Below are 23,568 nucleotides of genomic sequence, written 5' to 3'. Positions count from 1 at the left end.
CAAAGGAAGTGTCGGCGAAGGGAGCCACGAATGACGTACGACGTGGTGGTACTCATCGAGCGGGAGATGAGTGAGGGCGACGCGCGAAGGGTCGCCGCCCTGCATGCAAGGCACGACGAGCCAGTGGACTACCACCTGCTGGTCTCCAGTCACCCCACCGAGGGCATCGGCGGCCCACTGGCGCTGCTGGGTTCCAGCTTCGCGGACGTCGCCGGTCTGGCCCCGGGCGCCGTCCCGGCCCGTACTGCGGCCGCGACGGCGCTGGCCGATCCGCAGTACGACCTGGCCTCGGTGATCGAGCGCAGCTCCCGAAGACTCCGCGGCCTCAACGACTGCCGGGTCAACGTCTCCATCACCCACGGCGAGATCCTGCTGGCCCTGAAGACCCTGGTGAAGAGCACCAACAGCCAGGAGGTCGTCGTGGTCGCCTGGCCCGAAACGGCGGCCAGCTTCCTCTGCTCCAACTGGCCCGCCAACGCCCGCCGCCAGCTCAACATCCCGAAGATCCGAGTCCTCGAGCACGCTGACTAACCCCGTACCGGACCGCTGGCCGCCGCAGCGAGCCAGCGGTCTGATCAACGGCGCCCGGTCAGTCGTCGATGAGGGCTCGCAGAGGGTCGCGGGCCGGTTCGGGGACGTAGCTGGCGTAGTAGTCGTAGAGGTTCTGGCGGGCCAGGCGGGCGGCGGCGTGGCCGTCGCCGGCCCGGATCGCTTCGACGACCTCGGTGTGGTGCTCGAGCGAGGCGAGCATCAGGGCACGGCTGTTGGGTGCGTGCGCGATCTTGTCCGAGATCAGGCTCAGCACGACGCCGCGCACGACCTCGTTGCAGGTCTGGATCAGCGAGTTGCGACTGACCCGGGCGACGGCCTCGTGAAAGGCGACATCGGCTTCGCTGAACGCGGCGAAGTCGATGTCGATCGCCTCCCGCATCGCGACCAGGGTCTGCTCCATCTCGGCGAGTTGCTCGTCGGTGCGCAGCCGCGAGGCGAGCTGGATCGCCGCGCCGTCCATGATCATCCGGAACGCGATCAGCTCGCTCAGGGTCAACTGGTCGACCCGGGCCAGCCGGGTCATCTGCTTGCGCAGCGGGCCCTGCGAGAACGGCAGGATCTCCGGGCCGTGGGGATCGCCCGGCCGGGAGCGGACCACGCCGTTGCTCTCCAGCACCCGCAACGCCTCGCGCACCGTCGACCGGCTGACCGCGAACTGCGTCACCAGCTCCCGCTCGCTGGGTAGTCGCTGACCGGGGGTGAGCTCGCCGCGGGCCAGTGCGTCCTCGATCTGCTCGACGATCCGCTGGTACGCGCGGACCGGCTGCACCGGCTCGAACCGCACTGGCTGGACTTTGCCGGCCATCCGCACCCTCCATCGCTTGACAGCCCGATCGGTAGCGACAAACCTAGTGCCCTATTGATACCTAGTCCACTGGTCGGACCAGTCACAGCTGCACTGCCCGTCGGCCCCGGTCGGCGATCCGCGAGCGTGACGCCGCGAGTGGACAGGCAAAATCAAGCGCATGAAGGCAGGCGCAGCAGAGCAACGGCCGACGGCACCAGAGGAGTTCGCGTGAAGTCCTATCCCACTCGGGCGGTCGCGCTGCTCGGCGCCGCCTTGCTGACCACCGCTGTCGCAGCCTGCTCCGCGGGCTCCGGTACGTCGGGCGGCTCGTCTCCCGGCGGCGACCAGTCGCTCGCGATCGGCCTGGTCGCCGAGCCGGCCAGTCTCGACTTCACCACCACGGACGGTGCCGCGATCCCGCAGGCGCTGCTCGGCAACGTCTACAACGGGCTGGTCAAACAGGACGAGAGCGGCAAGATCGTTCCGGACCTGGCCAAGTCGTGGACCGTGTCGCCCGACCGCAAGACCTACACGTTCGAACTGGTCGGCAACGCCATGTTCACCAACGGCGCCACCTTCACCGCCGCCGACGCGGTGTTCAGCATCAACCGGGTGAAGACGGCCTGGACGACCTCGCTCAAGTCGGTGATGGACGTCGTCCAGGAGGCCAAGGCCGTCTCGCCGACCCAGCTGCAGGTGACGCTGACCAAGCCGAGCAACGGCTGGCTGTTCCGGATGACCACCCGGGTCGGCGCGATGTTCTCGCAGACCGGCGTGGACAAGCTCGCCAGCGAGCCGGTCGGCACCGGGCCGTACAAGCTCGGCAACTGGAAACGCGGCGACTCGATCGTGCTGCAGCGCAACGACGCCTACTGGGGCACCAAGCCGTTCTTCAACCAGGTCACGCTGAAGTACTTCAAGGACCCGACCGCGCTGAACAACGCGTTGCTCACCGGCACGATCAACGTCGTCGGCACGGTGCAGGCGCCGGAGGCCCTCACCCAGTTCACCAGCAGCGACAAGTACAAGGTGATCGAAGGAACCACCAACGGCGAGGTGGTCCTCTCGTTCAACAACTCGCGTCCGGTGTTCAAGGACATCCGGGTCCGGCAGGCGATCCGCCAGGCGATCGACCACAAGGCCTTGCTCGACACGTGTTTCGCGGGTCGCGGCAAGCTGATCGGCAGCATGGTCCCGCCGACCGACCCGTGGTACGAGGACCTGACCAGCGTGGCGCCGTACGACAAGGCGAAAGCGACCGCCGAGCTGAAGGCGGCCGGGGCGGCCGGCGCGACCTTCCGGCTGCGGCTGCCGACGTTGCCTTACGCAACTTCTTGCGGCCAGGTGGTGAAGAGCCAGCTGGAGCAGGTCGGGCTGAAGGTGACCATCGACCAGCTCGAGTTCCCGGCGGCCTGGCTGACCACGGTGTTCAAGAACGCCGACTACGACATGTCGATCATCGCCCACGTCGAGCCGCGTGACCTCGGCGCCGTCTTCAACGCGAAGTACTACACCCGGTACGACGACCCCACGCTCGTCGGGCTGCTCGCCGCGGCGGACGCGGGCGACGAGGCGGCGCAGACCGAGAACATGAAGAAGGCCGCGCGCCGGATCTCCGAGCAGGCGGCGGCCGACTGGCTCTACCTGATCCCGAACCTGGTGGTCGCCGAGAAGAACCTGACCGGTCTGCCGACGAACGCGATCACCGAGTCCTTCGACCTGACCCGCCTAGCGCGCTCGTAGTCCGATGATCCTCCGCCTGGTCGAGCGCACCGCCGTGCTGCTGGTCAGCCTTGCGGTCGCCTCGGTGCTCGTGTTCGCGTTCATGGTGATCCTGCCGGGCGACCCGGCCCGGGTCGCGCTGGGCGTGAACGCGTCGGACGAGGCCGTCACACAGTTGCGTCAGCAGTTCGGACTCGACCGGCCACTGCCCACGCAGTACTTCGACTGGCTCGGTGGTCTGCTGCAGGGTGACTTCGGGACGTCGTACGTGTCGAAGGTTGCCATCGGCCCGCAGATCGCCGATCGGTTCCAGGTCACGCTGTGGCTGGTCGTGGTCGGCATGGTCGTCGCGCTGGTGATCGCCGCACCCGCCGGCACGGTGATGGCGGCGCGGCACCGGCGGATCTCGGGGCTGGCGTTGTCGGCGCTGTCGCAGGTTGGCGTCGCCGTGCCGGCCTTCCTCGCGGGGATCCTGCTGATCATGGTGTTCGCGGTGAAGCTCGGCTGGCTCCCTGCGAACGGCTGGACGCCACCCGCTTCCGATCCGGGGATGTTCTTGAAGCAGTTGATCCTTCCCGCGTTGTCACTGGGTCTCGTGCAAGGCGCGGTGCTGACTCGCTACGTCCGCAGCGCCGTGCTCGAGGTCCTGCGTGAGGACTACCTGCGGACCGCGCGAGCGAAGGGGCTGCGGCCGTTTCCCGCGTTGTGGCGGCATGGTCTGCGGAACGCGGCTGTGCCGGTGGTGACCGTGCTGGGGTTGCAGTTGGCGACATTGCTGATCGGGGCGGTTGTGGTCGAGCGCGTGTTCGTCATCCCGGGCCTCGGCAGCCTGCTGCTCGACGGCGTCTCCAACCGCGACCTGCTGCTGGTCCAGGACGTCGTGATGGTCCTCGTGGTCGCCGTCCTGGTGGTCAACTTCCTCGTCGACCTCCTGTACGTCGCCCTCGACCCCCGGTTGCGGGTCGCGCGATGAGAAGACTGAACCCGAGCCTCATCGTCGGCGCCGCGATCGTCGGCCTGATCGTCCTGACCGCCCTGTTGTCGTTCGTCTGGACCCCGTACGACGCCACGCTGGTCGACCCGGCCGGCCGGCTGGCGGAGCCGTCGTGGTCACACTGGCTCGGCACCGACAAGTTCGGTCGCGACGTGTTGAGCCAGCTCATGGTCGGCTCCCGGACGACGCTGTTCGTCGGGTTGGTGGCGGTCGGCGTCGCGGCCCTGATCGGCGTACCGGTCGGGATTCTCGCGGCGATGAGCCGACGGTGGTCGAGTGAAGTGATCATGCGGGCGAACGATCTGCTGCTCGCGTTCCCGGCGTTGCTGCTGGCCATCATGTTCGGTGCGGTCTTCGGAGCCAGCACGCTGACGGCGATGGTTGCCATCGGCATCGCTACCGTGCCGTCGTTCGCCCGGGTGATCCGGAGTGGAGCGTTGCAGGTGATGCGGACGGAGTACGTGCTGGCGGCGCGGGCTGCTGGGCGGACACCGTTTCCGATCGCAGTGCGGCATGTGTTGCCGAACGTGATGAGTTTGATCACCGTGCAGGCGTCGGTGTCGTTCGCGATCGCAGTACTGGCTGAGGCCGCGTTGTCGTTCCTCGGATATGGGACGCCGCCGCCAACGCCTTCGTGGGGGCGGATGTTGCAGGAGAGCCAGGAGTTCTTGTTCAGCGCGCCGCGGCTGGCGGTGTTCCCTGGGTTGGCGATCGCGATCGCCGTACTCGGGTTCAACCTGCTGGGTGACGGGTTGCGGGACCGGTTCGATCCGAAGCTGGAGGACCGGCGATGAGCGACGTTGCGCGCACCGAGCCGCAGACCGACGCGCGGGGCGATGTGCTGACTGTGCAAGGTCTGACTGTGACCGTGCGGGACAAGACGCTGGTGGAGGATGTGAACCTGACCGTCGGGCCGGGGGAGCGGGTTGGGCTGATCGGGGAGTCCGGGTCCGGCAAGTCGCTGACGGCGTTGAGCGTGATCGGTCTGCTGCCGGAGGACGTGCACGCGGCCGGGTCCGTGCGGTTGGCCGGTGTCTCACATGAGCTGATCGGTGCCGACGAGCGGCGGATGTCTCGGGTGCGAGGACGCTCGCTGGCGATGGTGTTCCAGGAACCGATGACCGCGCTCAACCCGACGATGCGAGTAGGCGATCAGGTCGCCGAGGCGATGCTGATCCATCGGACTGTGGTCGGCCGGTGTGCGGCGCGAGTTGCTGCCCGCGAACTGCTGGACAGGGTTGGCTTGCAGGGTGCTCTCCGGACTTATCCGCACCAGCTGTCTGGTGGCCAAAGGCAACGAGTCGTTGTGGCGCTTGCCTTGGCTAACGATCCGGCTTTGCTGATCTGTGACGAGCCGACCACGGCGCTGGATGTGACGGTGCAGGCGATGATCTTGGACCTGATCATGAAGGGTGTCGCGGCGCGCGAGTCGGCGCTGCTGTTCATCACCCACGACCTCGCGGTGGTCGCCACCGTGTGTCAACGCGTACTGGTCATGTACGGCGGCCGCGTGGTCGAATCCGGCCCGGTCAACGAGATCTTCACCAACCCCCGCCACCGCTACACCCAGGGTCTACTGGCCGCCTCCGACCTGGAGTCCGCCGAGCAGGGCCCAGCCGACCAGCGGCCAGCTGGCCAAGGTGCAGCCGAGCCGGGGTCAGCCGACCGAGAGCCCGTTGGCCTGGAGTCCTCCGAGCGGCGGCCTTCCGGTCGCCGTCTCGCGACCATTCCCGGCAACGTGCCGCCCGCCGGTCAGTTCCCGTCCGGGTGCGTCTTCCGGACCCGCTGCACCCACGCGACCGACATCTGCGCCGAGACCCCACCCTGGACAGGCACCGAGACCCGCGGCTTCGCTTGCCACCACCCCGCTCCCGCATTGGAGCGCACCCATGCCTGAGCCAGTCATCCAGGTCGTCGACGTCCGGCGCGACTACCCTCGCCCCCGCACCTCCTTGCTCAAGGCAACTCCGCCCATCCACGCACTCCGCGGCGTCAGCCTCGAAGTACAGGCAGGGGAGCGGTTCGGAATCGTCGGGGAGTCCGGCTGCGGCAAGTCGACGCTGCTCCGGATCATCGCCGCGCTCGACCGCGCCACCTCCGGGCAGGTGGTTGTCGAAGGCACCGACATCACCCGGTTGCCCGAGCGCCGGCTCAAGTTCCTCCGGGAGAACCTTCAACTCGTCTTCCAGGACCCGATGAGTTCGCTCGACCCGCGGATGCGAGTCCGCGACATCATCGCCGAACCCCTCGTAGTACAAGGCCATCCGGCCTCCGGTGCGCGCGTTCGCGAGTTGCTCGAAGCCGTCGGCCTGTCGGCGGATGCCGGTGACCGCTATCCACACCAGTTCTCCGGCGGCCAGCGCCAGCGCATCTCGATCGCCCGCGCGCTGGCGCCCCGTCCACGCATCCTGATCGCCGACGAACCGGTGAGCGCGCTCGACGTCTCGGTTCGCGCACAGGTCCTCAACCTCATCTCGGACCTGGTCGACGAGCTCAATCTCACCCTGGTCTTCGTCTCCCACGACCTGTCCGTCGTCAAGCACGTCTGCGACCGCGTCGCCGTGATGAACGCCGGCGAGATCGTCGAAACCGGCCCCACCGGTCAGGTCTACGCAACCCCCACCCACCCGTACACCCGCCGCCTCGTCTCCGCCATCCCGACGCTGCCCCGAGCCCTCGCCGGCGCCACCACCTCGGACCTACTGAGAGGAGCCCCCGAATGACCACCCCGCCAGGTCTCCCCATCGGCGACTCCTGGGTGCCCACGCCCACCACAGCCCCAGTGCATTTCCCGTACGACGGTTCTGTGGTGGCCGAGGCGCCCGTCGGCACCGTCGAGCTTGCTGCGCGGGCGCTAGAGGAAGCCCTCTCGGTGCGGACCCAAGTTGGCCGCCTGCCCTCGCACGTTCGCCGGGCAGCTTTGCAGGGAGCGATGTCTGCGGTAGCCGACCAGCGTGACGCTTTCGTCCACCTCCTCGTCCTGGAAACCGGCAAGCCTCTCGTCGACTGTCGAGTCGAGGTCGATCGCACCCTGCTCACCTTGGAGACGGCGGCCGAAGAAGTAGCTCGGCTGCACGGGGAGACGGTGCCTCTCGATCTCCTGCCGAGCGGCGACGGCCTGCAAGGGTTCTGGGTGCGCAAGCCGATCGGCGTCGTCGTCGGCATCACCGGCTTCAACTATCCGCTCCTGCTCGCCGCGCACAAACTCGCCCCGGCTCTGGCCGCCGGCTGCCCAGTCATCATCAAGCCCGCACCTCAGACTCCGCTCGCAACGCTGTGGCTTGTACACCTTGTCCGCGAGGCCTTGGCTGCGGCCGGCGCTCCGGTTTCGGCCGCGCAGTTGGTGACAGGCGGAGTCGAGGTCGGCGTCACCCTGACCACAGATCGCCGGATCGGCGCCGTCTCCTTCACCGGCTCGGCCGCCGTCGGCCATCAGATCGCCCGCGATGCCGCCCCCACGAAGGTCCTGCTCGAACTCGGCTCCAACTCGGCTCTCGTCGTAGCGGAGGACGCAGACCTCGCCGCGGCCGCCGACGCCGTAGTACGGGGTGGTTATTACGCGTCCGGCCAGGCGTGTATCAGCGTGCAGCGAGTCATCGTCGTTGAGGCTGTGCGCGCCGCGTTCCTGGCCGAGCTGACTCCGCGGCTGGAGCAGGTGGTCGTCGGTGACCCTCGCGACCCGGCGACTCGGGTGTCGGCGCTGATCGACGAACGCTCCACCGCCCGCGTCCGCACCTGGATCGACGACGCCGTCACAGCCGGCGCCACTCTTGTGCATCCAGTAGCTGGCGGCAGCGATGGCACGGTCATCCGGCCGACAGTGCTCCTCGACCTCCCACACGGACAACTCGTCTGGGACGAGGAAATCTTCGGCCCCGTGATCGCAATCCGCTCGGTCCCCGACATCGCCGCCGCCTTCGGAACCGTCAACGCCTCGCGGTACGGCCTGCACGCCAGCGTCTTCACCTCCTCGTTGGAGACCGCCTTCGCCGCCATCGACCAACTCGAGGTCGGGGGAGTAGTGGTCAACGAAGTCCCCGGCTTCCGCTCGGACGTGATGCCGTACGGCGGCGTCAAGGACTCCGGCACCGGCCGGGAAGGCCCCCGCTTCGCCATCGAAGAACTCACCACCACCCGAATGGCCATCATCCGCCCGACGCCCTCGACGCCCTCGACGCCCCCGACGCCCTGAGCTTGCCCGAAGTCCTGAGAAGGAGGTTCCACCGATGACCGACTATGCGACGTTGTTCCGGCTGGACGGCAGGCATGCGGTCGTCGTCGGTGCGGGTAGCGGCATCGGCCGGGAAGCCGCTCTCGCCCTCGCCGCCCAGGGCGCCCGCGTGACCGCCGCCGACCGCGACCTCGCCGCCGCCTCGGAGACGGTAGCCCTCGGCAACCGTGATCTCGGCGCAGCAACGGAGACCGGGGCCGATGGCAACCACCTCACGGCGTACCAGCTGGATGTACTCGACGAGCAGGCGATCACCACCGCGGCCCGCGAGCTCGGCGACGTCGACGTGCTCGTCTTCACCGCGGCGACCAACGTCCGCAAGCGCATCCTCGACTACACCGGCGAGGAGTTCGACCGGGTCGTCGCGCTCAACCTGCGCGCGTCGTTCGACCTGATCCGCGCGTTCGGCGGCCCGATGGCGGCGCGCGGCCGGGGCAGCATCGTGGGGTTCAGCTCGATCCGCGCGACCACCGTCGAGGCCGGGCAATCGGTGTACGCGGCAACCAAAGCCGGTCTCGTCCAGCTCCTCCGCACCGCCGCCGCCGAGCTCGGCCCGAACGGCGTACGGGTCAACGCGATCGCCCCCGGCGTCGTCGAGACACCACTCACCGCGCAGATCAAAGAGAACAAGGCCTGGTACGACGCGTACGCTCAAAAGGGGGCGCTCGGCCGATGGGCAACCCCCGACGAACTGGCCGGCGCCGTCGTCTACCTCGCCTCCGACGCCTCGACCTTCGTCACCGGCAGCGTCCTGCACGTCGACGGAGGCTGGACCGCCGTCGACGGCCGCTTCGACCCACCGAACTGAGCTGGCGGAACCCGAGCCGGATCACCACTGACTTGTCTGGAGCCTGACCACGATGACCGAGCGCCTCGCCGATCTGACCGCTGTCGAGCTCGTTTCCCGTTACCAGGAAGGCTCGCTGTCGCCCGTCGAGGTGCTCGAAGACGTGCTCGCCCGGGTCGAGACGCTCGAACCCAAGCTTTGCGCCCTCTACGCTCTCGAACCCGACAGAGCACGCGCGGCAGCCCGCGAATCGGAGTACAGGTGGCGCCGCGGCGAGGCCGGCCCGCTGGACGGCGTACCGGTGACCGTCAAGGAAAACATCGCGACCCGCGGTACTCCGGTTCCGCAGGGGACGGCCGCGACCGAACTCATCCCGGCACCCGAGGATGCTCCCGCCGCGGCCCGCCTGCGCGCAGCCGGCGCCGTCATCTTCAGCAAGACCACAATGCCGGACTACGGCATGCTCTCGTCCGGCGTCTCGACCTTCCACCACCTGTCGCGCAACCCGTGGGACCTCACTCGCACCCCAGGCGGGTCCAGCGCGGGGGCAGGCGCAGCGGCCGCGGCAGGCTACGGCCCGATCCACATCGGTACCGACATCGGCGGCTCGATCCGCCTCCCCGCCGGCTGGTGCGGCCTGGTCGGCGTCAAGCCAACCCACGGCCGGGTAGCAGTCGGCATCCCGTACCCAGGAAGAGCGATCGGCCCCCTCACCCGTACTGCGGCCGACGCCGCGCTCGCCCTGAGTATCATCTCCGGCCCAGACCGCCGCGACTACACGTCTCTACCGCACGATGAAGCGCTGAACCCATCCCACCTTGCCGACCTGGAAACCCCGGAAGGCATCCGCGTAGGTCTGCTCCTCGACGCGGGCGTCGGTCTGCCGGTTGATCCGGAAGTCACCGCAGCCGTCTCAGCTGCCGCCGCGCTGCTCGAGAAAGCGGGCGCCTTCGTCGAACCGATCGGCCCGATCGTGACCCGCGAAATGCTCGACGGCCTGGACCGCTTCTGGCGCGTACGTTCGGCGTACGACATCAGCAACCTGCCCGCGGACCGCCAGACCAAGGTCCTCCCCGAGATCCGCGAATGGGTCTCGACCGCTTCCGACCTCACCCCCTTCGACGTCCTGCACGGCCACTCCCAGATGCATGCGCTCGCCGTCGCCGTCGACGCCGCCTTCGCCGACTACGACGTCATCCTGTCGCCGGTCGCCCCGATCACCGCGTTCGCCGCCGAGCTCGCCTACCCGACGGACGATCCGCTGAAGCCGTTCGAACACATCGCCTTCACCGTCCCGTACAACATGTCCGCCCACCCCGCGACCACCGTCAACTGCGGCTTCTCCACGGACGGCCTGCCCATCGGCCTGCAGATCGCCGCGCCCCGGTTCCACGACCTCGCTGCACTCCGCCTGGCCGCCTACGTCGACTCCGTGGCGCCCCACCGGCCCTGGCCTTTAGCGGCAGCTGGTTAAGCGAGCCGCAATCGAGGCCGCGGATCGCTCCCAGCCTTCAGAATCTCGCTCAGCACCGGCGACGGCAGGTGAAGCTCATCGGCCAGCTGATCGGCCCCATAGCCAGACTTCGCCAGCAGCTCGAACGTCAACTGCAGCAACGTCGGCGCCTCGATCGCGCTCAGCGGACCCGGTTCGGGATATCCCCATTCCTTGAGCTGCTGCATCCCACGCCGGTACGCGTTGGGGGTCAGTACGCCGAGGTGGTGCGCGCGGTAGACAAGCGCCTTGAGCGAAACTCCCCAACGCTGCTTGAGGTGATGCAGCTTCTCCCAGTCGAGCCGACGGGGGAGCTCGTCGACAATCTCATCGGCCGGCATCAGGAACTCGGCGGCGAACGAGTCGGCCTCCTTCTCCACCAGCCGCGAACCGGGCGCCGCATCGAAATGCATCACCAGATGCGCGAGCTCATGCGCCGAGTCGAAGCGTGCGCGGGCGGCATCACCCTTGGCCGGGTTGAGCAGCACGACCGGACGAGTCGGGAGATGGGCCGAGAATGCATCGACGGACTGCGAGATCTCCGGCAGGCGCAGTACGAGCACGCCGGCCGCTTCGAGCATCCTGACCATGTGCGGCACAGGACCAGGCTGCAACTCGAAATGTTCGCGCGCCTCAGCCGCCAGCTTCGCGATGTCGGCGTGATCCTCGGGCGCCCGCAAATCGGGCAGCAGCAGGTGCGGCAACTCGACCTGCTGCTCAAGCGCCGTCAGTACGTCGGCCGCCAACTCGGCGAAGGCGAGCGCGCGATCCCGTTGCAGCTGGCTCGTGGCCCGCAGACTGCGAAAGTGCGGACTCGAAGCCGAACCAGGCTGCAGCGACCGCCCCAACGTGAAGAACTCAGCCGGTACTGCGAGCGCCAACGACATCGCCGCGACCAAGGGCAAGGTCGGCCTCGTCTGACCCCGCTCGAACTGACTGACCGCGGCCGGAGTCACCCGGATCAGATCGGCCAGCTCGGTACGGCGAAGTCCCCGCAGCCGGCGCGCGAGGGCAAGCCGGAGCGGATCGAAGCGCACGGCAACGCCCGCGGACCGCCGTTCGTTCGGGTCCGGGTCTGGCTTACGCACCATCGCTGCCGGCCGCCTGCTGCTCGGCATCGCGGAGACGAACGGCGATCGGCGGCACCGGACGCTGGTCGAACCGGTCCGCGTCGTACCCGGTCGCAGGCACGATCGGCAACTGGTCGCCCGGCAGATCGCGATGAACCAGCCGTACGGCGAACCACGGCTCGGCGCCGTCCTTGGTGTCGCGCGGGAAGCCGAGATGCGCGGCGATATCGCCGGTCTCCGCATCGCCGGCCCAGGCCAGATGCAGGTACCGCGGCGAATTGGCTCTCGAGTTGGCCTCAAGCTCCTCATCGGGCAGCTCGAACCCGTCGAAGAGCTCGAGTTGCTGGCTGTTCGCCGCCGGGCCCTGGTGTCTGGTCGCGGAGGACTCCCAGTCGACGGAGTACGGACTCGCGTCTACGGACTTGCCCGGCAGTTTGGACGCACGCAGAACGCGGCCGAGGTGGACGACCCGCAACGAGTTGCCTTGGAGGTCGGCAACCACGTCGGTACGACGGGCGAACTCCTGCACGGTCCGGTTCGCGAAGTTGCGCGCCGACCCCATCCCGAGCGTCACCGCGTCGTCGCCGAGGGCCGGTTCGTGGCGATCGAGGTTGGTGCGCCAGACGTCGCGCAACAACCCGACCAGCTCCGGCAGGACGCCACTGGCCGTCCAGTCCGACGTCACCTCGGCGAGCAGGTCTTCATGCATGCGACCAGTTATAGCCGAACCCCCGGACAGTTGCCGGAAAATCAAGTGGGCGTGTCGCGGATCGGTGCGAGTCTTGGTGCCGGCTGCCGGGTCAGTACTTGCCGTAGACCTGCACCTTGGTGCCGATCGGAGTCTCCTCGAAGATGTGGTGGATCTCCGGCCGCATCACCCGCACGCAACGGTGACTGGCGGGATAGGTCTTGATCAGGCTGTTGACGCGACTGCCGTGCAGCGCGATGCCCGGCCGGTCCTTGAGGAAGTAGATCGAGTCGTACATGTACGCGTCGTCGTACAGGCTGCTCTCGTGCGCACCCGCCCACTTGCGCCACACCTTGCCGGTGCGGTTCGGCGTCTCGTACCCCGGCGCGCCGGTGGACACCCAGACGATCCGGCGGATCTCCTTGCCGACGACCTGGTAGAGCACCAAGCAGGTCTTGTTGACGTAGATCCCCGGCTCCCGGTTGGCGGCCGGCCGCTTGGTTGCCTTGAGCACCGACCAGACATCGGCCGCGGTCAGCCCGCCCCGGCTCACCGGCAGTCCGTTCGTCTCACGCCAAGCACACAAGGCCTGCTTGGCCCGCGTGGTGATGTCACCGTCGACATCGCCCACTGGGTAGCCGAACGCCTTGAGCTTCGCCTCCACCTGCTTCGCGTACGCCGCCGGCGGCCGCCGCGGCTTGGGCCTCGCGGTCGGCTGGCCCGTCGGTTGGCCTGTAGGCGTGGGGGTCGGGGTGAGGGTGGGCGTGCCCGTGGTGCCCGGGGTCGGGTTGCTCGGGTTGCTCGGCGTCGGGGTCGGCGTCGAGGTGGGCGCCGGCGTACTCGGGGTGGCGCTCGGCGTCGTGCTCGGCGTGGTCGTCGGACTGCCGGAGGACGCGGTAGCGCTCGGCGTACCGGAGGAGTTCGGCTCGGCCGCAACGTCGGCGCATCCCGTCAGCACGAGGGCCAGCAGGGCGGTACCAGCAACGAGACCACGTCGGCGAGACACGGTTCCCCTTTCCGTCGGCACTTCTCAGAGTCGCAGAGAGGCAGCACCGTCAGCCGAAGACCCGCCGCACAGCCTGCCGCCCGCCGAGGCTAGTACTCCGACGGGTTCCCGGAGCCGTCCTGCTCCACACCCGTCACCGAACCGTTGTCATCGGTCGTGTACCGACCCTTCGACAGATCGATCAACACCAGTTCGTTGCCGAACGCATCAGCCACCACCCCACACCGCCCAACCGGCACGTCGAACGGCTCATTCCGCACCACACCCCCACCCGCAACAAACGCCGCAACCGCCTCGCTCACATCGTCAACCAACCATGTCGGCGCATAATCCAGCCCAGTAGCCAACACGATCTCGGTCTGACTGTCCGGCAACGCCAATCCAGCCTGCCCAACCTCGTCATTCCACCACAACAACGCATGCCCCAACCGATCTCGGTACAACGCCAGCCCGGCATCCAGATCAGGGACTCGAATCGTCACCGCGTCGACCATCCGTAGTACGGGTAGCTTTTTCTTCACCGTGTCCTCCGGCCTTTAGGACAGAACAATTTCGACAGTACGACGCCACGCCGTAGGCTGGACGACCATGGACGAATCGCGGCCGTTGTTCGAGTTACCCGCTGTGCGGCTGCCTCCCTTCGCGCAGCTTGCTGCCGCTGCACGCGAGTGCGAACGCCTGCAATTGGTACGACGCCTGGCCAGGTGGACCGGCAGGCGCAGGGTCACCAAGGCGGGCACCCTGCTGCTCGCCGACGCCAGGGCGGCCGTGCGGGAGCTCGGATTGCCAGAGCATCCCCAGGCGCGCTCGGCCACCGGATTCCCTGAGCTGAGCGCACTGTGGTCGTCGGTCGTCGGCATGCACCTGGTCGAAGGCGGAGCCGGGCGTGCCGAATATCGCGCCGATGCGGACGACGGTTCGGACCGCAGCGTCGTCGAGCTCTGGATCGACCTGCTCACCTCGACACTGCGGCAGCTACCGGCGGCCGACGACGGACTCGTGCTACCGGTGTTGATGCGGCTGTACGTCGACACGCGGGGCAACACCGTTGAAGGATTGGCGGAGCACGCCGTCACCGCCTCACTCGAGATCGGGCTCGATGGGGCCGCTCTAGAACCGGCAGCACTCCCATCGCGAGTGCTTGCGGCGCTGGACCCGTCGGTCCGACGCCTGGTGGAGTCGCTGGCCGCGATCGATGCGCTCATCGTCGAGGACGAACTGGTTCGGCTCACCGACTTGGGTCGGTTCGGTTTGGTGCACTGGTTCGAGTCGGGCGGGATCGGCGCGCCATTCGTGATGGACCTGGCCGGCGCGACGGTGGCTGAGGTGCTCGATCTGGGTCTGACGCAGGACTCGGCCTTCGAGGAATGGTTCGGACTGGTCGGGCCGGAGGTCGCGACCGACCGCATCCTCGAGTACGCACGAGGCGGTACGCCGACGCACCGGGTCGTCGCCTTCGGGATGCTCAACCAGATCGGCGTCGTCGCGGAGAGGGCTGTCCGCGCCTGTCTCGACGACCCCGACCTCCGCCCCCACGCCAACGCCTGGCTGTCAGCTCGCGGACTGCCGGCGGGTGAATCCACACTGGACGACCTCCACCGGGTCTTCATCGACATGGTCGCCACCGACCTGGACGGCCACCCGCGGTCGGCGCGCGAGTCGATCCGCGACCTCGCCAACGGCATCGGGTACGACCCCGCCGCTCTCTTCGAGAACCTCTGGCGCTCCGACCACCCCGACACCCTCCCGGTACTACGAGCCCTCGCCGAACACTTTCCCGACCAGACCGCCGCAAGGGTCGCCCGCAAAGGCGTCATGCGCCTCGAGTCGGAGGCTCCTCCGCAGACGACCGCTTCGACTACCAGCTGAAAGTGGTGCTGGAGCACGTGAAGCCACCGATCTGGCGGCGGATCGAGGTCCCTGGATCCACCAGCCTGGCAGAACTCCACCTGGTGATCCAGGTCGCGATGGGGTGGACGAACTCCCACCTGTACGGGTTCGAGATCGCGGGCAGGAGCTACGGCGAGACCTACGACGACGCACCGGAGACCCTGCTCGCAGCGGCCGACCACACCTTGGCCGACGTCGCCGAGGCGGGGGACCGTTTCTCCTACCTCTACGACTTCGGCGACAACTGGGACCACCTGGTAACCGTCGAGAAAACGCGACCCGCGACCCCTGCCCCAACGATTCGCTGCACCGCCGGCCGACGAAACTGCCCACCCGAGGACATCGGAGGCCCGTACGCGTTCGACGAGTTCCTGAAGGCGTACGCGGATCCCGCCCACCCCGACCACAAGCACTACCGGAACTGGCTCGGCAACAACTACGACCCAACAGCCTTCAACCTAACCGGAACCAACACGGATCTAGCCCGACTCCTGTAACTGCTCTGGGCCGGGCTTGCTGCCCGGCTACCCAATAACAGGTACTAGACGCCGCCTGGAATTCCTGAGGTAGACCGTCGCACGGGGCGCGTCCAGGCGGCCGGGTGGCCGACCGAGGACGGGCCGGTCGCGGCTGGAGTTCGCGCGCAGCCACTCAGGGGCGACCCCGGCGGCCCGCCAAGACGTGTGCCGCCGAAGCTGCCTCAGAGCCCGAGGTCGCGAAGGAACTCCGGCTTGTAGGCCTGCATCACCACATACCGCGGATCCGGCGTCTCAACACCCTCGTAGCTAGGCTCCGCCGCGCCGACCTCGTCCTCCGGCGTACTCGGATCAACCCACTCCTGCTTCGCGTGACTCCACCGAGTCAGGGTGTAGTCCGCGCTCAACTCATCCGCCGAGATGACCTCCCGCACCGTCTTCTCAGCCTCACGAGCATCCGCCTCGGTGTCCGCATAGATCAGCATCCGCGACCCATCCCGCGTCACAGTCACCTGACCTCCGAGCCGCTTCCGCGCATCGTCATCCACATCAAGCGCCCGAAGCCGCTCCCAGAACGACAATCCATGCTCAGCATCATCGAGCTCAACCTCAACGCGGTACTCATCAGCCATGCCCACACCCTACCGACGGCAGACCCCAAATCCCCGCATCCCTCAGTCAGGCGGCCACCCACAGCACTTCTTGTACTTGACCCCAGATCCACACCAACACCCCTGATTACGCCCCGGCGGCCACTCGATCGCCTCGCCCACGTCACACCGGCTGGTGACCGATACCAGTTCGGCCATGGTTCTCGCGCCGAAGGCAGCCTGCGCCCAGGGCGACAACACGTCGAAAAGACGCGGCAGTACTACGACCCGACCACTGCCATGGTTTCGCAGTTCACGCTCAGCGAACTGGTAGTAGATATCCACGAATCTTGCGGGTATCCCTGGATCCAGCCGCCTGAGCCTGTCGAGGTCGCGCCGACTCCTGAGCTGCAATCTGCCGTCGATCACCTGTGGGTAGCTCAGCAGGCGACTCAGACCTCGGACCTTCTCTTCAGCCTCGGCTTGGCCCAACGGTGCCAGCAGGTCCCTTTCATCGAGCGGGATACCCAGACCCCACCTGACCCTGCGCCGGCCGGCTCGGAGCTCCTCCGTCCAGTCGTCGACCTGGTGCGCCATACCGCCGATGGGCGGCTCGTCAAGAGCGGCTGGTTCGACGGCCGGGAGAGCACCAGCCGCCGCGGAGTACCAGACCAGTGCCTCTTCCAACTGCCCGCGGTCCTCAAGTAGCTCTGCCGTTGACAGCCACTGCACGCCAGTTGCACGCCGCCCCACCACCAGTGTCACCAGTTCGGTGCGAGCCCCACGTTCCTGCTCCGAACTCAAGAAGTAGTCCGCGAATTCGAGATGCCCCCAATCAGCTGCTTCCCCTCCCTCGCTGATCAGTTGCTGCCAGATCGCAACGGCCTCCTCCGGCTGATCTTCTAGTAGGTGTGTCTGCGCGGCATCCAGCATTTCTGCCACTCGCCCGTCGGGCCAACCGCTACGGACTTCATCTGCTGTCAGGTTCTTCATGCCAGGGAAGATATGGATCACGGCCCGCCTCGCCGGAACCTTCTGGGAACCTGTGGACAACCCGTCCCCATAGCGCACAGGGACATCTGAGACCGAAGAATCACGGGAAATCGATAACCTATACTTCTGAGTCATGGAGCTGAGGCATCTCGAACACTTCGTCGCCGTCGCCGAGCAGAAGCACTTCACCCGCGCCGCCGAGGCGATGTCGATCTCGCAGTCCGGCCTCTCCGCGTCGATCCGGGCCCTCGAACGCGAACTCCACGCCTCCCTCTTCGTCCGCAACACCCGCAGCGTCGAACTCACCGAAGCCGGCCGAGCCCTCCTCTGCGAAGGCCGCCGCACCCTAGCCGCCGCCGAGGCAGCCAAGGACGCGGTAGCCGCAGTACAAGGCCTACTCCGCGGCACCCTCACCGTCGGCCTCGAGCAGTGCCTAGGCGTCGTCGACGTACCGGCCCTCCTGGCAAAGTTCCGCTCGGCGTACCCCGGAGTCGAAATCGAAGTCCGCCAAGGCGGCTCCACCCCCATGCTCGACGAACTAGCCTCAGGCCGCCTAGACGTAGCCTTCGTAGCCACCGCCGGCCACCCCATCGAAGGCCTAGACCTACGCCCCCTCTCGGCCGAAGACATGGTCATGGTCTGTTCCCCAGAACACCGCCTAGCCGCGGCCTCCACCGTCTCCCTCCAAGACCTAGCAGGCGAGGCCTTCGTAGACTTCGACCCCACCTGGGGCGCCCGAGCCATCTCCGACCACGCCTTCGCCACAGCCGGCGTCGCTCACCCCGTCACCATCGAGGTCAACGACGTCCACACCCTCCTGGCCCTGGTCAGCCACAACCTAGGCGTAGCCCTAGTCCCAGAACGCATAGCCGCCAAACGAGGCGACCACATCACCATCCCCCTAACCCCCAACTCAGCCGACTCCTGGCAAGTCTCAGTAGCAGTCCCCACCGGCTCCGCAGCCTCCCTAGCCGCCGACGCCCTAATAGGCATGCTCCCCACCAGCAACACCTAAGCCCCGCCACCGGCACAACCACATCACCCGCACGACAACGCTGCGTCGTACGGGTGATGGACTAGCCGACTCTGGTGTGGTAGACCTACCAGGCGTAATCCTCAGGGGCGGTCTTGTACCCGGGGAAGATCTCGTCGAGCTTCGCCAGTGACTTGTCGTCGAGCTTGAGATCGACGGCCCGTACTGCGGACTCCAACTGCTCCATCGTCCGCGGCCCGACAATCGGCCCGGTCACGGCAGGCTGGTGCAGCAACCAGGCGAGCGCGATGTCGCCAGGCGCATGCCCAATCTCATCCGCAAACGCCTCGTACTGCTCGATCTGCGGCCGCATCTTTTCCACGGCCTCCTTGGCGCGCCCTTCAAGCCGGCGTACGCCCTCGACGTCCTTCCGCAGTACGCCACCCAGCAACCCACCCTGCAACGGCGACCAAGGAATCACCCCAAGCCCAAACTCCTGCGCCGCCGGCAACACCTCCCGCTCCACGTCCCGGACAATCAGGTTGTAGATCGACTGCTCACTCACCAGCCCGGTGTAGTTCTGCTTAGCAGCCTCAGCCTGCGCCTGAGCAATATGCCAACCCGCGAAGTTGCTGCTTCCCGCGTACAGCACCTTCCCCTGCTGTACGGCGACCTCCATCGCCTGCCAGATCTCGTCCCACGGCGTAGCCCGATCCACGTGGTGGAACTGATACAGATCGATGTAGTCCGTCTGCAGCCTCTTCAACGAAGCATCAAGCGCCCGCCGAATATTCAGCGCCGACAGCTTCCCCTCGTTAGGCCACCCATCGCCCATGTCCCCATAGACCTTGGTAGCCAACACCGTCTTCTGCCGGTTACCAGGATCCTTGGCAAACCACTCCCCAACGATCTCCTCAGTCCGCCCCATAGACACGGCCCGCCCATACACGTTGGCCGTATCAAAAAAGTTGATCCCCGCCTCATGAGCCGCACTCATGATCGCGTGCGAGTCCTCCACACTCGTGTGCGGCCCAAAGTTCATCGTCCCAAGAACGATCCGACTAACCGTCAGGCCAGTCCGGCCCAGATGAGTAAATTCCATACTTCCAACCTCGCCCATCCCAGCCGAGATCTCCAACAGAAGAATCCACTGAGTTTGATCACTCAGTCTTCTGAAATGCGCAGGGGCGGCAACCAGCAGCCCCAGGCTTGTCAGGCGACTACTGAGGCCGCCTGGAATAAGTCGGTGGGCATGGCGTGGTCAAGTCGCCAGGTGATGGCGATGGGGCGATCGCCGGTGTGGGAGGTGTAGGTGGCTGGGCCTAGGAAGAGATAGGGGGAGGTGCCCAACTCGTTGTGCTTTTTCTCGCGGGCGAAGATGAGGATGCTGGACCCCAGGGAACGATGGTTCAGGTAGCGCTGGCCAGTTACTGAGGTGACCGAGGTGGTGCTTTGGGACTCCCAGTGAAACAGCGTGGGGCTGATGGCGTAGTCGCGGTACATCGTGGTGGGGGAGTAGTCCGCTTCGGACTTGGTCAGAGTGACGAAGAAGGCGTCGATGCCGGCGTCTTTCGAGGACAGAACACCTTCGCGGAAGCTGCTTGGGCGGCGTTGAAGACTCGCGTAGTTGAGAGCCGCCAGGATTTCCTCGCGCTGATAGCGAGCGTGGACACGAAGCGGGATGCTGTGGAGTGCGCCTGAGAGTTCGATGGTTCGGTGACGAGCGCGGTCCATGGAGAAGTCGATGACTTGGATCAGCTCGTCGCGAAGGGCTTGTTCTGACCGAAGCGCCTGCAACCCTGCATCGTATGAGCTGAAGCCTCCGCCATCAGGCCATAGGGAGAAGAAGAGCATCCGGGCGTGATGGCGTTGCTCTTCGCTCAGGTGGTCATAGGCTGGCGCGGCGTCGTCCAGGAGCAAGGTGTAGGTGGACATGCGGTCGGGGTCGTCGATGTGGGCCAAGGCGCGCACGCGTCGGAGCAGTGTTGACTCGCGAGCTGTGCCTTCGCGGGTCGGTAGGCCGGCGTTACGTCTCAGCGCAGTCCAGCTCTTGCCGTTGCGAAGGATGTCACTGATGTCGACACCAGACTCTCGGATGAAGGTGCCAAGGTCTTGGTCGCCGTGCGAACGCAACTCGGCGGTCATCTCGGGCCAGCGCCCGACGACCTGGGTCCGTAGGTTATCCAGAACGGTCTGCTGGGTGACCTTGTCGAGAACGATCTGGCAGCCCGAGGGCAGGAACGGGAAGCCCAGCTCCACTTGCCGCTGAAGACCTCTGCGAGTCTGCCCAGTGAGCGCCCCGAATCGCTTGTCGAATCGAAACTCTTTGCGTTGGTGTCCGACAAAGTCGAGGGCCGTCAGCACAGCCTTACCTGGTGCTTGGCGCAGGCCGCGGCCGAGCTGCTGTAAGAAGACGGTTGGGCTTTCGGTCGGTCGCAGGAAGAGGACGGTGTCCACTTCGGGCAGATCGAGTCCTTCGTTGAAGAGGTCCGCTGCGAAAAGAGCATTGACCTTGCGATCCTTCAGATCGCGAAGTGCTTGGTCGCGGTCGGCGTGCAGGGACCGGCCAGACACTGCCAGGGCGGGAATGCCTGCCTCGTTGAACACCTTCGCCATGTACTCCGCATGCGCGACGGAGACGCAGAAGCCGAGAGCTCGCATCGCTTGGACGTTGGTCAGCTTGTCCTGAAGCTCACGCAGGACGATAGCTGCTCGTCGGTCATTGCCGGTGTAGAGGCCTTCGAGTTCCGACTCGTCGTATCGGCCACGCTTCCATTGGAAGTCAGTCAGATTGGTGCCATCGGCAATGCCGAAGTAGTGAAAGGGGCAGAGGAGGTCGTCAGAGAGAGCGTCCCAGAGCCGGAGTTCGACTGCCGTGCGGCCGTCGAAGTACGACTGTAGGTCGAAGCCGTCGGTGCGCTCTGGCGTTGCTGTTAAGCCGAGTAGTTCCTGTGGCTGGAGGTGAGTCAGGAGTTTGCGGTACGTCGGTGCGGCGGCGTGGTGGAACTCGTCGACGACCACGATGTCAAAGGAGTCCGGCGGCAACGTGGTTACGTCGTACCCGTGCAGCGCTTGGACGGACGCAAAGACATGATCCCAGCGCTCAGGGCGGAACCCAGAGTGGTACTCCTCACCGAAAGACGCATCGTTCAGCACCTCCCGGTAGGTCCGCAGAGACTGCTGAAGGATCTCTTTTCGGTGGGCGATGAACAGGAGTGACGGGGCCAGCTTCCCGCTTGCGAGTGCGGCAGCTCGGAGACGTCGATAGTCGAGAGCTGCGATCACAGTCTTGCCGGTGCCAGTTGCTGCGACCACCAGGTTTCGATGGCGGTTGTGAACTTCACGCTCGACGGCGAGGGTCTCGAGCATCTCGGCTTGGTATGGCCGCGGACGTACCTCGAGGCCAGCGAGCGAGATGGTCACGCGGTCTGACGATTTTCGGTGGCCGGCCTCAGCTAGCGCGTCATCTAAGCGGTCACGGTCTCGTTCCGGGTCATACGCCTCGAAGGTGGAGTCATTCCAGTAGGTGTCGAAGGTAGCGCCGAACTTGTTGAGCAACGTGGGAGTTCCGATCCGTGACAGCCGGACGTTCCACTCGACTCCATCCAGGAGCGCCGCACGAGAGAGGTTCGAGGAACCTACGTAGGCGGTATCGAAGCCGGTGTTGCGGCGAAATAGCCACGCCTTGGCGTGCAGACGGGTCCGAAGTACGTCGTACTGGATCTTGACCTCGGCACCGAAGTCGCGGACCAGCCGATCCAGGGCGGCTCGATCGGTGGCTCCGAGATAGGTCGTTGTGATGACGCGGAGCGGTGCGCCTCGTTGTCGTAGGCGGTGGAGTTCTGGTTCTAAAAGTCGCAGTCCGTACCACTTCACGAAGGCGCAGAGAAGGTCGACCTCGTCCGACGTGTCGATCTCAGCGCGCAGTTCCGAGCCTAGCGCGGGCTCGCCGTGGGCATTGGTAAGAAGAGCTGCATCTGACAGCGGTGTGCTGGGGCGCTTGTCGCCAGGCTGGTGCACCCCCGGCCCAGCCGCTGGACGTAGCGCGAGGAGTCGCTGTGGGTTCGTCTCTGGCAATGCATCATGCTGCGCGGCGAGGCGGCTGAGGAGTTCGTTGACGAGTGCTACTCGCTCGCCCTTGCCGCGAGTCGCGGACAGCGTTCGCAATACGGCGTCCCGAACGTGCCGAGCCAGCACCTCAGGCTGATCCGCGTCGTCGATGTCTTCGAGCGTCGGAGCAAGTCCCTCAGCCTGAGTGAGTGCCCCCAGCAGGCCATCAGTAACGAGTGCGTCATAAATACCGGGCTTCATCCAGTCACCACCTCGCCGAGAGCTTGTCAGATCCCGCCGACATTTGCTGACCCGCCGACAGCTGGGCGTGCTTGGGGCATCCTGTGAGACTGTCCGGTCTAGCTGGCAGCCTTGAACTGCTCATAGCGCCATTCAAGGGCCTGGAGGCTCGGGTGTTCAGCCTTACGTCGCGGCAGCGTGATGGTGGTGCCATGCATCTCCTGGAGGCCATATTTCAGCATCGGGCCGTCGGTTTCGGTTAGAAGACCCTGATTGATTTGAACCACCCAATCAGGGCGGATGCCGAGGAGGTTCTGGTCGTAGGCGGCGTGGTGGATTTTGCACAGGCTTAGACCGTTGCTTACGACCGGGAGACCCTCTTCGTCTGAGTCTGGCCGGATGTGCGCGGCGTCGAGGAGCTCGCCATGTTTCAGCCGACAGACAGTGCATTGGGTCTGGTACGCGCGGATCACGGAGGCTCGGAACAGTGGCTGATGGAGCCGGCGGCGAGTGGTTTGCTCTGCGTAGCGCTTGAGCGGTTCGGACATGGTCCCGGGGTCTTCGACAAACCGCAACGACTCATCCAAGGCGAGCAAGAACTGGCGTGCCTGATCGTCGAACGCGACGGCAAACACAGGAAAGACCGGTACGAAGATATTGGCCTTGAGTTTGAACAGCAAGATCAAGGGCAGGCCGAGCTCGACTGCCCGACGGAGTTTTTTGTTGCTGCCATCGACCGATCCGGCTCGATAGTCATACTTGAAAAAGCCACCCTCAACCTGACCGTCCCGGTACGGACCCGTAGGCGAGCTCATGATGGAGAGCGTCGCGTTGAGATCCTTGGGGTTCCAGATTCCGGCATTGCGATCGACGATCCGACGCCGCCCGCCCCCGACCTCAAGATCGGTCAGCTGCTCGCGGGTGACGATGCCGCCTGACTGATCAGCGAGCTGTGCCAGGCACTTCATGATCTGGTCACGAAGGGCGAAGTCCGCGGGCAGATCCAACCTCATGCGCCGCCTTTCAA

General features: G+C 66.2%; 22 protein-coding genes and 1 pseudogene. 13 read left to right on the top strand and 10 right to left on the bottom strand.

Going from position 1 to position 23,568, the window contains the following annotated elements:
* Positions 1-30 precede the first annotated feature (30 nt).
* Complete coding sequence (locus ACQPYM_RS27955; protein ID WP_433006086.1) at positions 31-531, top strand: hypothetical protein; 501 nt, start codon at positions 31-33, stop codon at positions 529-531.
* Between the two features lie 58 nt (positions 532-589).
* Here the strand turns inward: ACQPYM_RS27955 and ACQPYM_RS27950 are convergent, their stop codons facing one another.
* The gene (locus ACQPYM_RS27950; RefSeq protein WP_433006083.1) at positions 590-1,357 is read right to left on the bottom strand and encodes a FadR/GntR family transcriptional regulator; all 768 of its coding nucleotides are present in this window, start codon (positions 1,355-1,357) and stop codon (positions 590-592) included.
* A gap of 210 nt (positions 1,358-1,567) precedes the next feature.
* Here ACQPYM_RS27950 and ACQPYM_RS27945 point away from each other — a divergent pair, with 210 nt between their 5' ends.
* The 9 genes and pseudogenes from ACQPYM_RS27945 to ACQPYM_RS27905 all read left to right on the top strand — a co-directional run bounded on the left by ACQPYM_RS27945 (position 1,568) and on the right by ACQPYM_RS27905 (position 10,547).
* On the top strand, positions 1,568-3,082 hold the full coding sequence (locus ACQPYM_RS27945) for an ABC transporter substrate-binding protein (protein WP_433006080.1): 1,515 nt from the start codon (positions 1,568-1,570) through the stop codon (positions 3,080-3,082).
* Between the two features lie 4 nt (positions 3,083-3,086).
* Positions 3,087-4,034, top strand: a complete 948-nt coding sequence (locus ACQPYM_RS27940; protein ID WP_433006077.1) for an ABC transporter permease — start codon at positions 3,087-3,089, stop codon at positions 4,032-4,034.
* Entirely contained in the window at positions 4,031-4,849 is an 819-nt protein-coding gene (locus tag ACQPYM_RS27935) for an ABC transporter permease (protein WP_433006074.1), read from the top strand. Before ACQPYM_RS27940 ends, ACQPYM_RS27935 begins: the two co-directional genes overlap by 4 nt.
* Positions 4,846-5,805: pseudogene (locus tag ACQPYM_RS27930) on the top strand (ABC transporter ATP-binding protein); the annotation flags it as partial. The gene ACQPYM_RS27935 and the pseudogene ACQPYM_RS27930, both read left to right, overlap by 4 nt.
* Positions 5,794-5,952 carry a hypothetical protein gene (locus tag ACQPYM_RS27925; protein WP_433023401.1) on the top strand — a complete coding sequence of 53 codons (159 nt, stop codon included), beginning with the start codon at positions 5,794-5,796 and terminating at the stop codon, positions 5,950-5,952. The pseudogene ACQPYM_RS27930 and the gene ACQPYM_RS27925, both read left to right, overlap by 12 nt.
* On the top strand, positions 5,945-6,778 hold the full coding sequence (locus ACQPYM_RS27920) for an ATP-binding cassette domain-containing protein (protein ID WP_433006071.1): 834 nt from the start codon (positions 5,945-5,947) through the stop codon (positions 6,776-6,778). The genes ACQPYM_RS27925 and ACQPYM_RS27920 overlap by 8 nt, the downstream gene beginning before the upstream one ends.
* On the top strand, positions 6,775-8,247 hold the full coding sequence (locus ACQPYM_RS27915; protein WP_433006068.1) for an aldehyde dehydrogenase family protein: 1,473 nt from the start codon (positions 6,775-6,777) through the stop codon (positions 8,245-8,247). Before ACQPYM_RS27920 ends, ACQPYM_RS27915 begins: the two co-directional genes overlap by 4 nt.
* Positions 8,248-8,281: 34 nt before the next feature.
* Positions 8,282-9,094, top strand: coding sequence for an SDR family NAD(P)-dependent oxidoreductase (locus tag ACQPYM_RS27910; RefSeq protein ID WP_433006065.1), 813 nt, complete (start codon positions 8,282-8,284; stop codon positions 9,092-9,094).
* 52 nt (positions 9,095-9,146) lie between these two features.
* Positions 9,147-10,547, top strand: coding sequence for an amidase (locus ACQPYM_RS27905; RefSeq protein ID WP_433006062.1), 1,401 nt, complete (start codon positions 9,147-9,149; stop codon positions 10,545-10,547).
* Here the strand turns inward: ACQPYM_RS27905 and ACQPYM_RS27900 are convergent.
* The 4 genes from ACQPYM_RS27900 to ACQPYM_RS27885 form a co-directional block, all read right to left on the bottom strand.
* Positions 10,544-11,653 carry an ImmA/IrrE family metallo-endopeptidase gene (locus ACQPYM_RS27900; RefSeq protein WP_433006059.1) on the bottom strand — a complete coding sequence of 370 codons (1,110 nt, stop codon included), beginning with the start codon at positions 11,651-11,653 and terminating at the stop codon, positions 10,544-10,546. The two genes, ACQPYM_RS27905 and ACQPYM_RS27900, sit on opposite strands and share 4 nt — an antisense overlap.
* A complete protein-coding gene (locus ACQPYM_RS27895; protein ID WP_433006056.1) occupies positions 11,646-12,344 on the bottom strand; it encodes a hypothetical protein in 699 nt (232 codons plus the stop codon). Before ACQPYM_RS27895 ends, ACQPYM_RS27900 begins: the two co-directional genes overlap by 8 nt.
* A 91-nt stretch (positions 12,345-12,435) precedes the next feature.
* Complete coding sequence (locus ACQPYM_RS27890) at positions 12,436-13,329, bottom strand: L,D-transpeptidase family protein (protein ID WP_433006053.1); 894 nt, start codon at positions 13,327-13,329, stop codon at positions 12,436-12,438.
* 89 nt (positions 13,330-13,418) lie between these two features.
* Entirely contained in the window at positions 13,419-13,823 is a 405-nt protein-coding gene (locus ACQPYM_RS27885) for a VOC family protein (protein ID WP_433006050.1), read from the bottom strand.
* A 94-nt stretch (positions 13,824-13,917) separates the two neighbouring features.
* Between ACQPYM_RS27885 and ACQPYM_RS27880 the strand changes: the two genes are divergently transcribed.
* Positions 13,918-15,198, top strand: a complete 1,281-nt coding sequence (locus ACQPYM_RS27880; RefSeq protein ID WP_433006047.1) for a hypothetical protein — start codon at positions 13,918-13,920, stop codon at positions 15,196-15,198.
* 5 nt (positions 15,199-15,203) lie between these two features.
* Positions 15,204-15,716 carry a plasmid pRiA4b ORF-3 family protein gene (locus tag ACQPYM_RS27875; RefSeq protein WP_433006044.1) on the top strand — a complete coding sequence of 171 codons (513 nt, stop codon included), beginning with the start codon at positions 15,204-15,206 and terminating at the stop codon, positions 15,714-15,716.
* Between the two features lie 203 nt (positions 15,717-15,919).
* Here the strand turns inward: ACQPYM_RS27875 and ACQPYM_RS27870 are convergent, their stop codons facing one another.
* Together ACQPYM_RS27870 and ACQPYM_RS27865 are read right to left on the bottom strand one after the other, a co-directional pair.
* Entirely contained in the window at positions 15,920-16,327 is a 408-nt protein-coding gene (locus ACQPYM_RS27870) for a hypothetical protein (protein WP_433006041.1), read from the bottom strand.
* A gap of 42 nt (positions 16,328-16,369) precedes the next feature.
* Positions 16,370-17,278: an SEC-C domain-containing protein gene (locus ACQPYM_RS27865; RefSeq protein ID WP_433006038.1), complete on the bottom strand. Its 909-nt coding sequence runs from the start codon at positions 17,276-17,278 to the stop codon at positions 16,370-16,372.
* A gap of 133 nt (positions 17,279-17,411) precedes the next feature.
* On the opposite strand from ACQPYM_RS27865, the gene ACQPYM_RS27860 reads away from it, so the two are divergent.
* Positions 17,412-18,293, top strand: coding sequence for a LysR family transcriptional regulator (locus ACQPYM_RS27860; protein WP_433006035.1), 882 nt, complete (start codon positions 17,412-17,414; stop codon positions 18,291-18,293).
* A gap of 85 nt (positions 18,294-18,378) precedes the next feature.
* On the opposite strand, the gene ACQPYM_RS27855 is transcribed toward ACQPYM_RS27860, so the two are convergent.
* From ACQPYM_RS27855 to ACQPYM_RS27845, 3 genes are all read right to left on the bottom strand, one after another.
* Positions 18,379-19,293: an aldo/keto reductase gene (locus ACQPYM_RS27855; RefSeq protein WP_433023399.1), complete on the bottom strand. Its 915-nt coding sequence runs from the start codon at positions 19,291-19,293 to the stop codon at positions 18,379-18,381.
* 170 nt (positions 19,294-19,463) lie between these two features.
* Entirely contained in the window at positions 19,464-22,562 is a 3,099-nt protein-coding gene (locus tag ACQPYM_RS27850) for a DUF3427 domain-containing protein (protein WP_433006032.1), read from the bottom strand.
* Positions 22,563-22,660: 98 nt separating this feature from the next.
* Positions 22,661-23,554, bottom strand: a complete 894-nt coding sequence (locus tag ACQPYM_RS27845; protein WP_433006029.1) for an HNH endonuclease — start codon at positions 23,552-23,554, stop codon at positions 22,661-22,663.
* Positions 23,555-23,568 lie beyond the last annotated feature (14 nt).

The sequence above is a fragment of the Kribbella sp. CA-294648 genome (genome assembly GCF_050943845.1).
GTDB lineage: Bacteria > Actinomycetota > Actinomycetes > Propionibacteriales > Kribbellaceae > Kribbella.
This window is presented reverse-complemented; position numbering and strand designations above follow the sequence as displayed.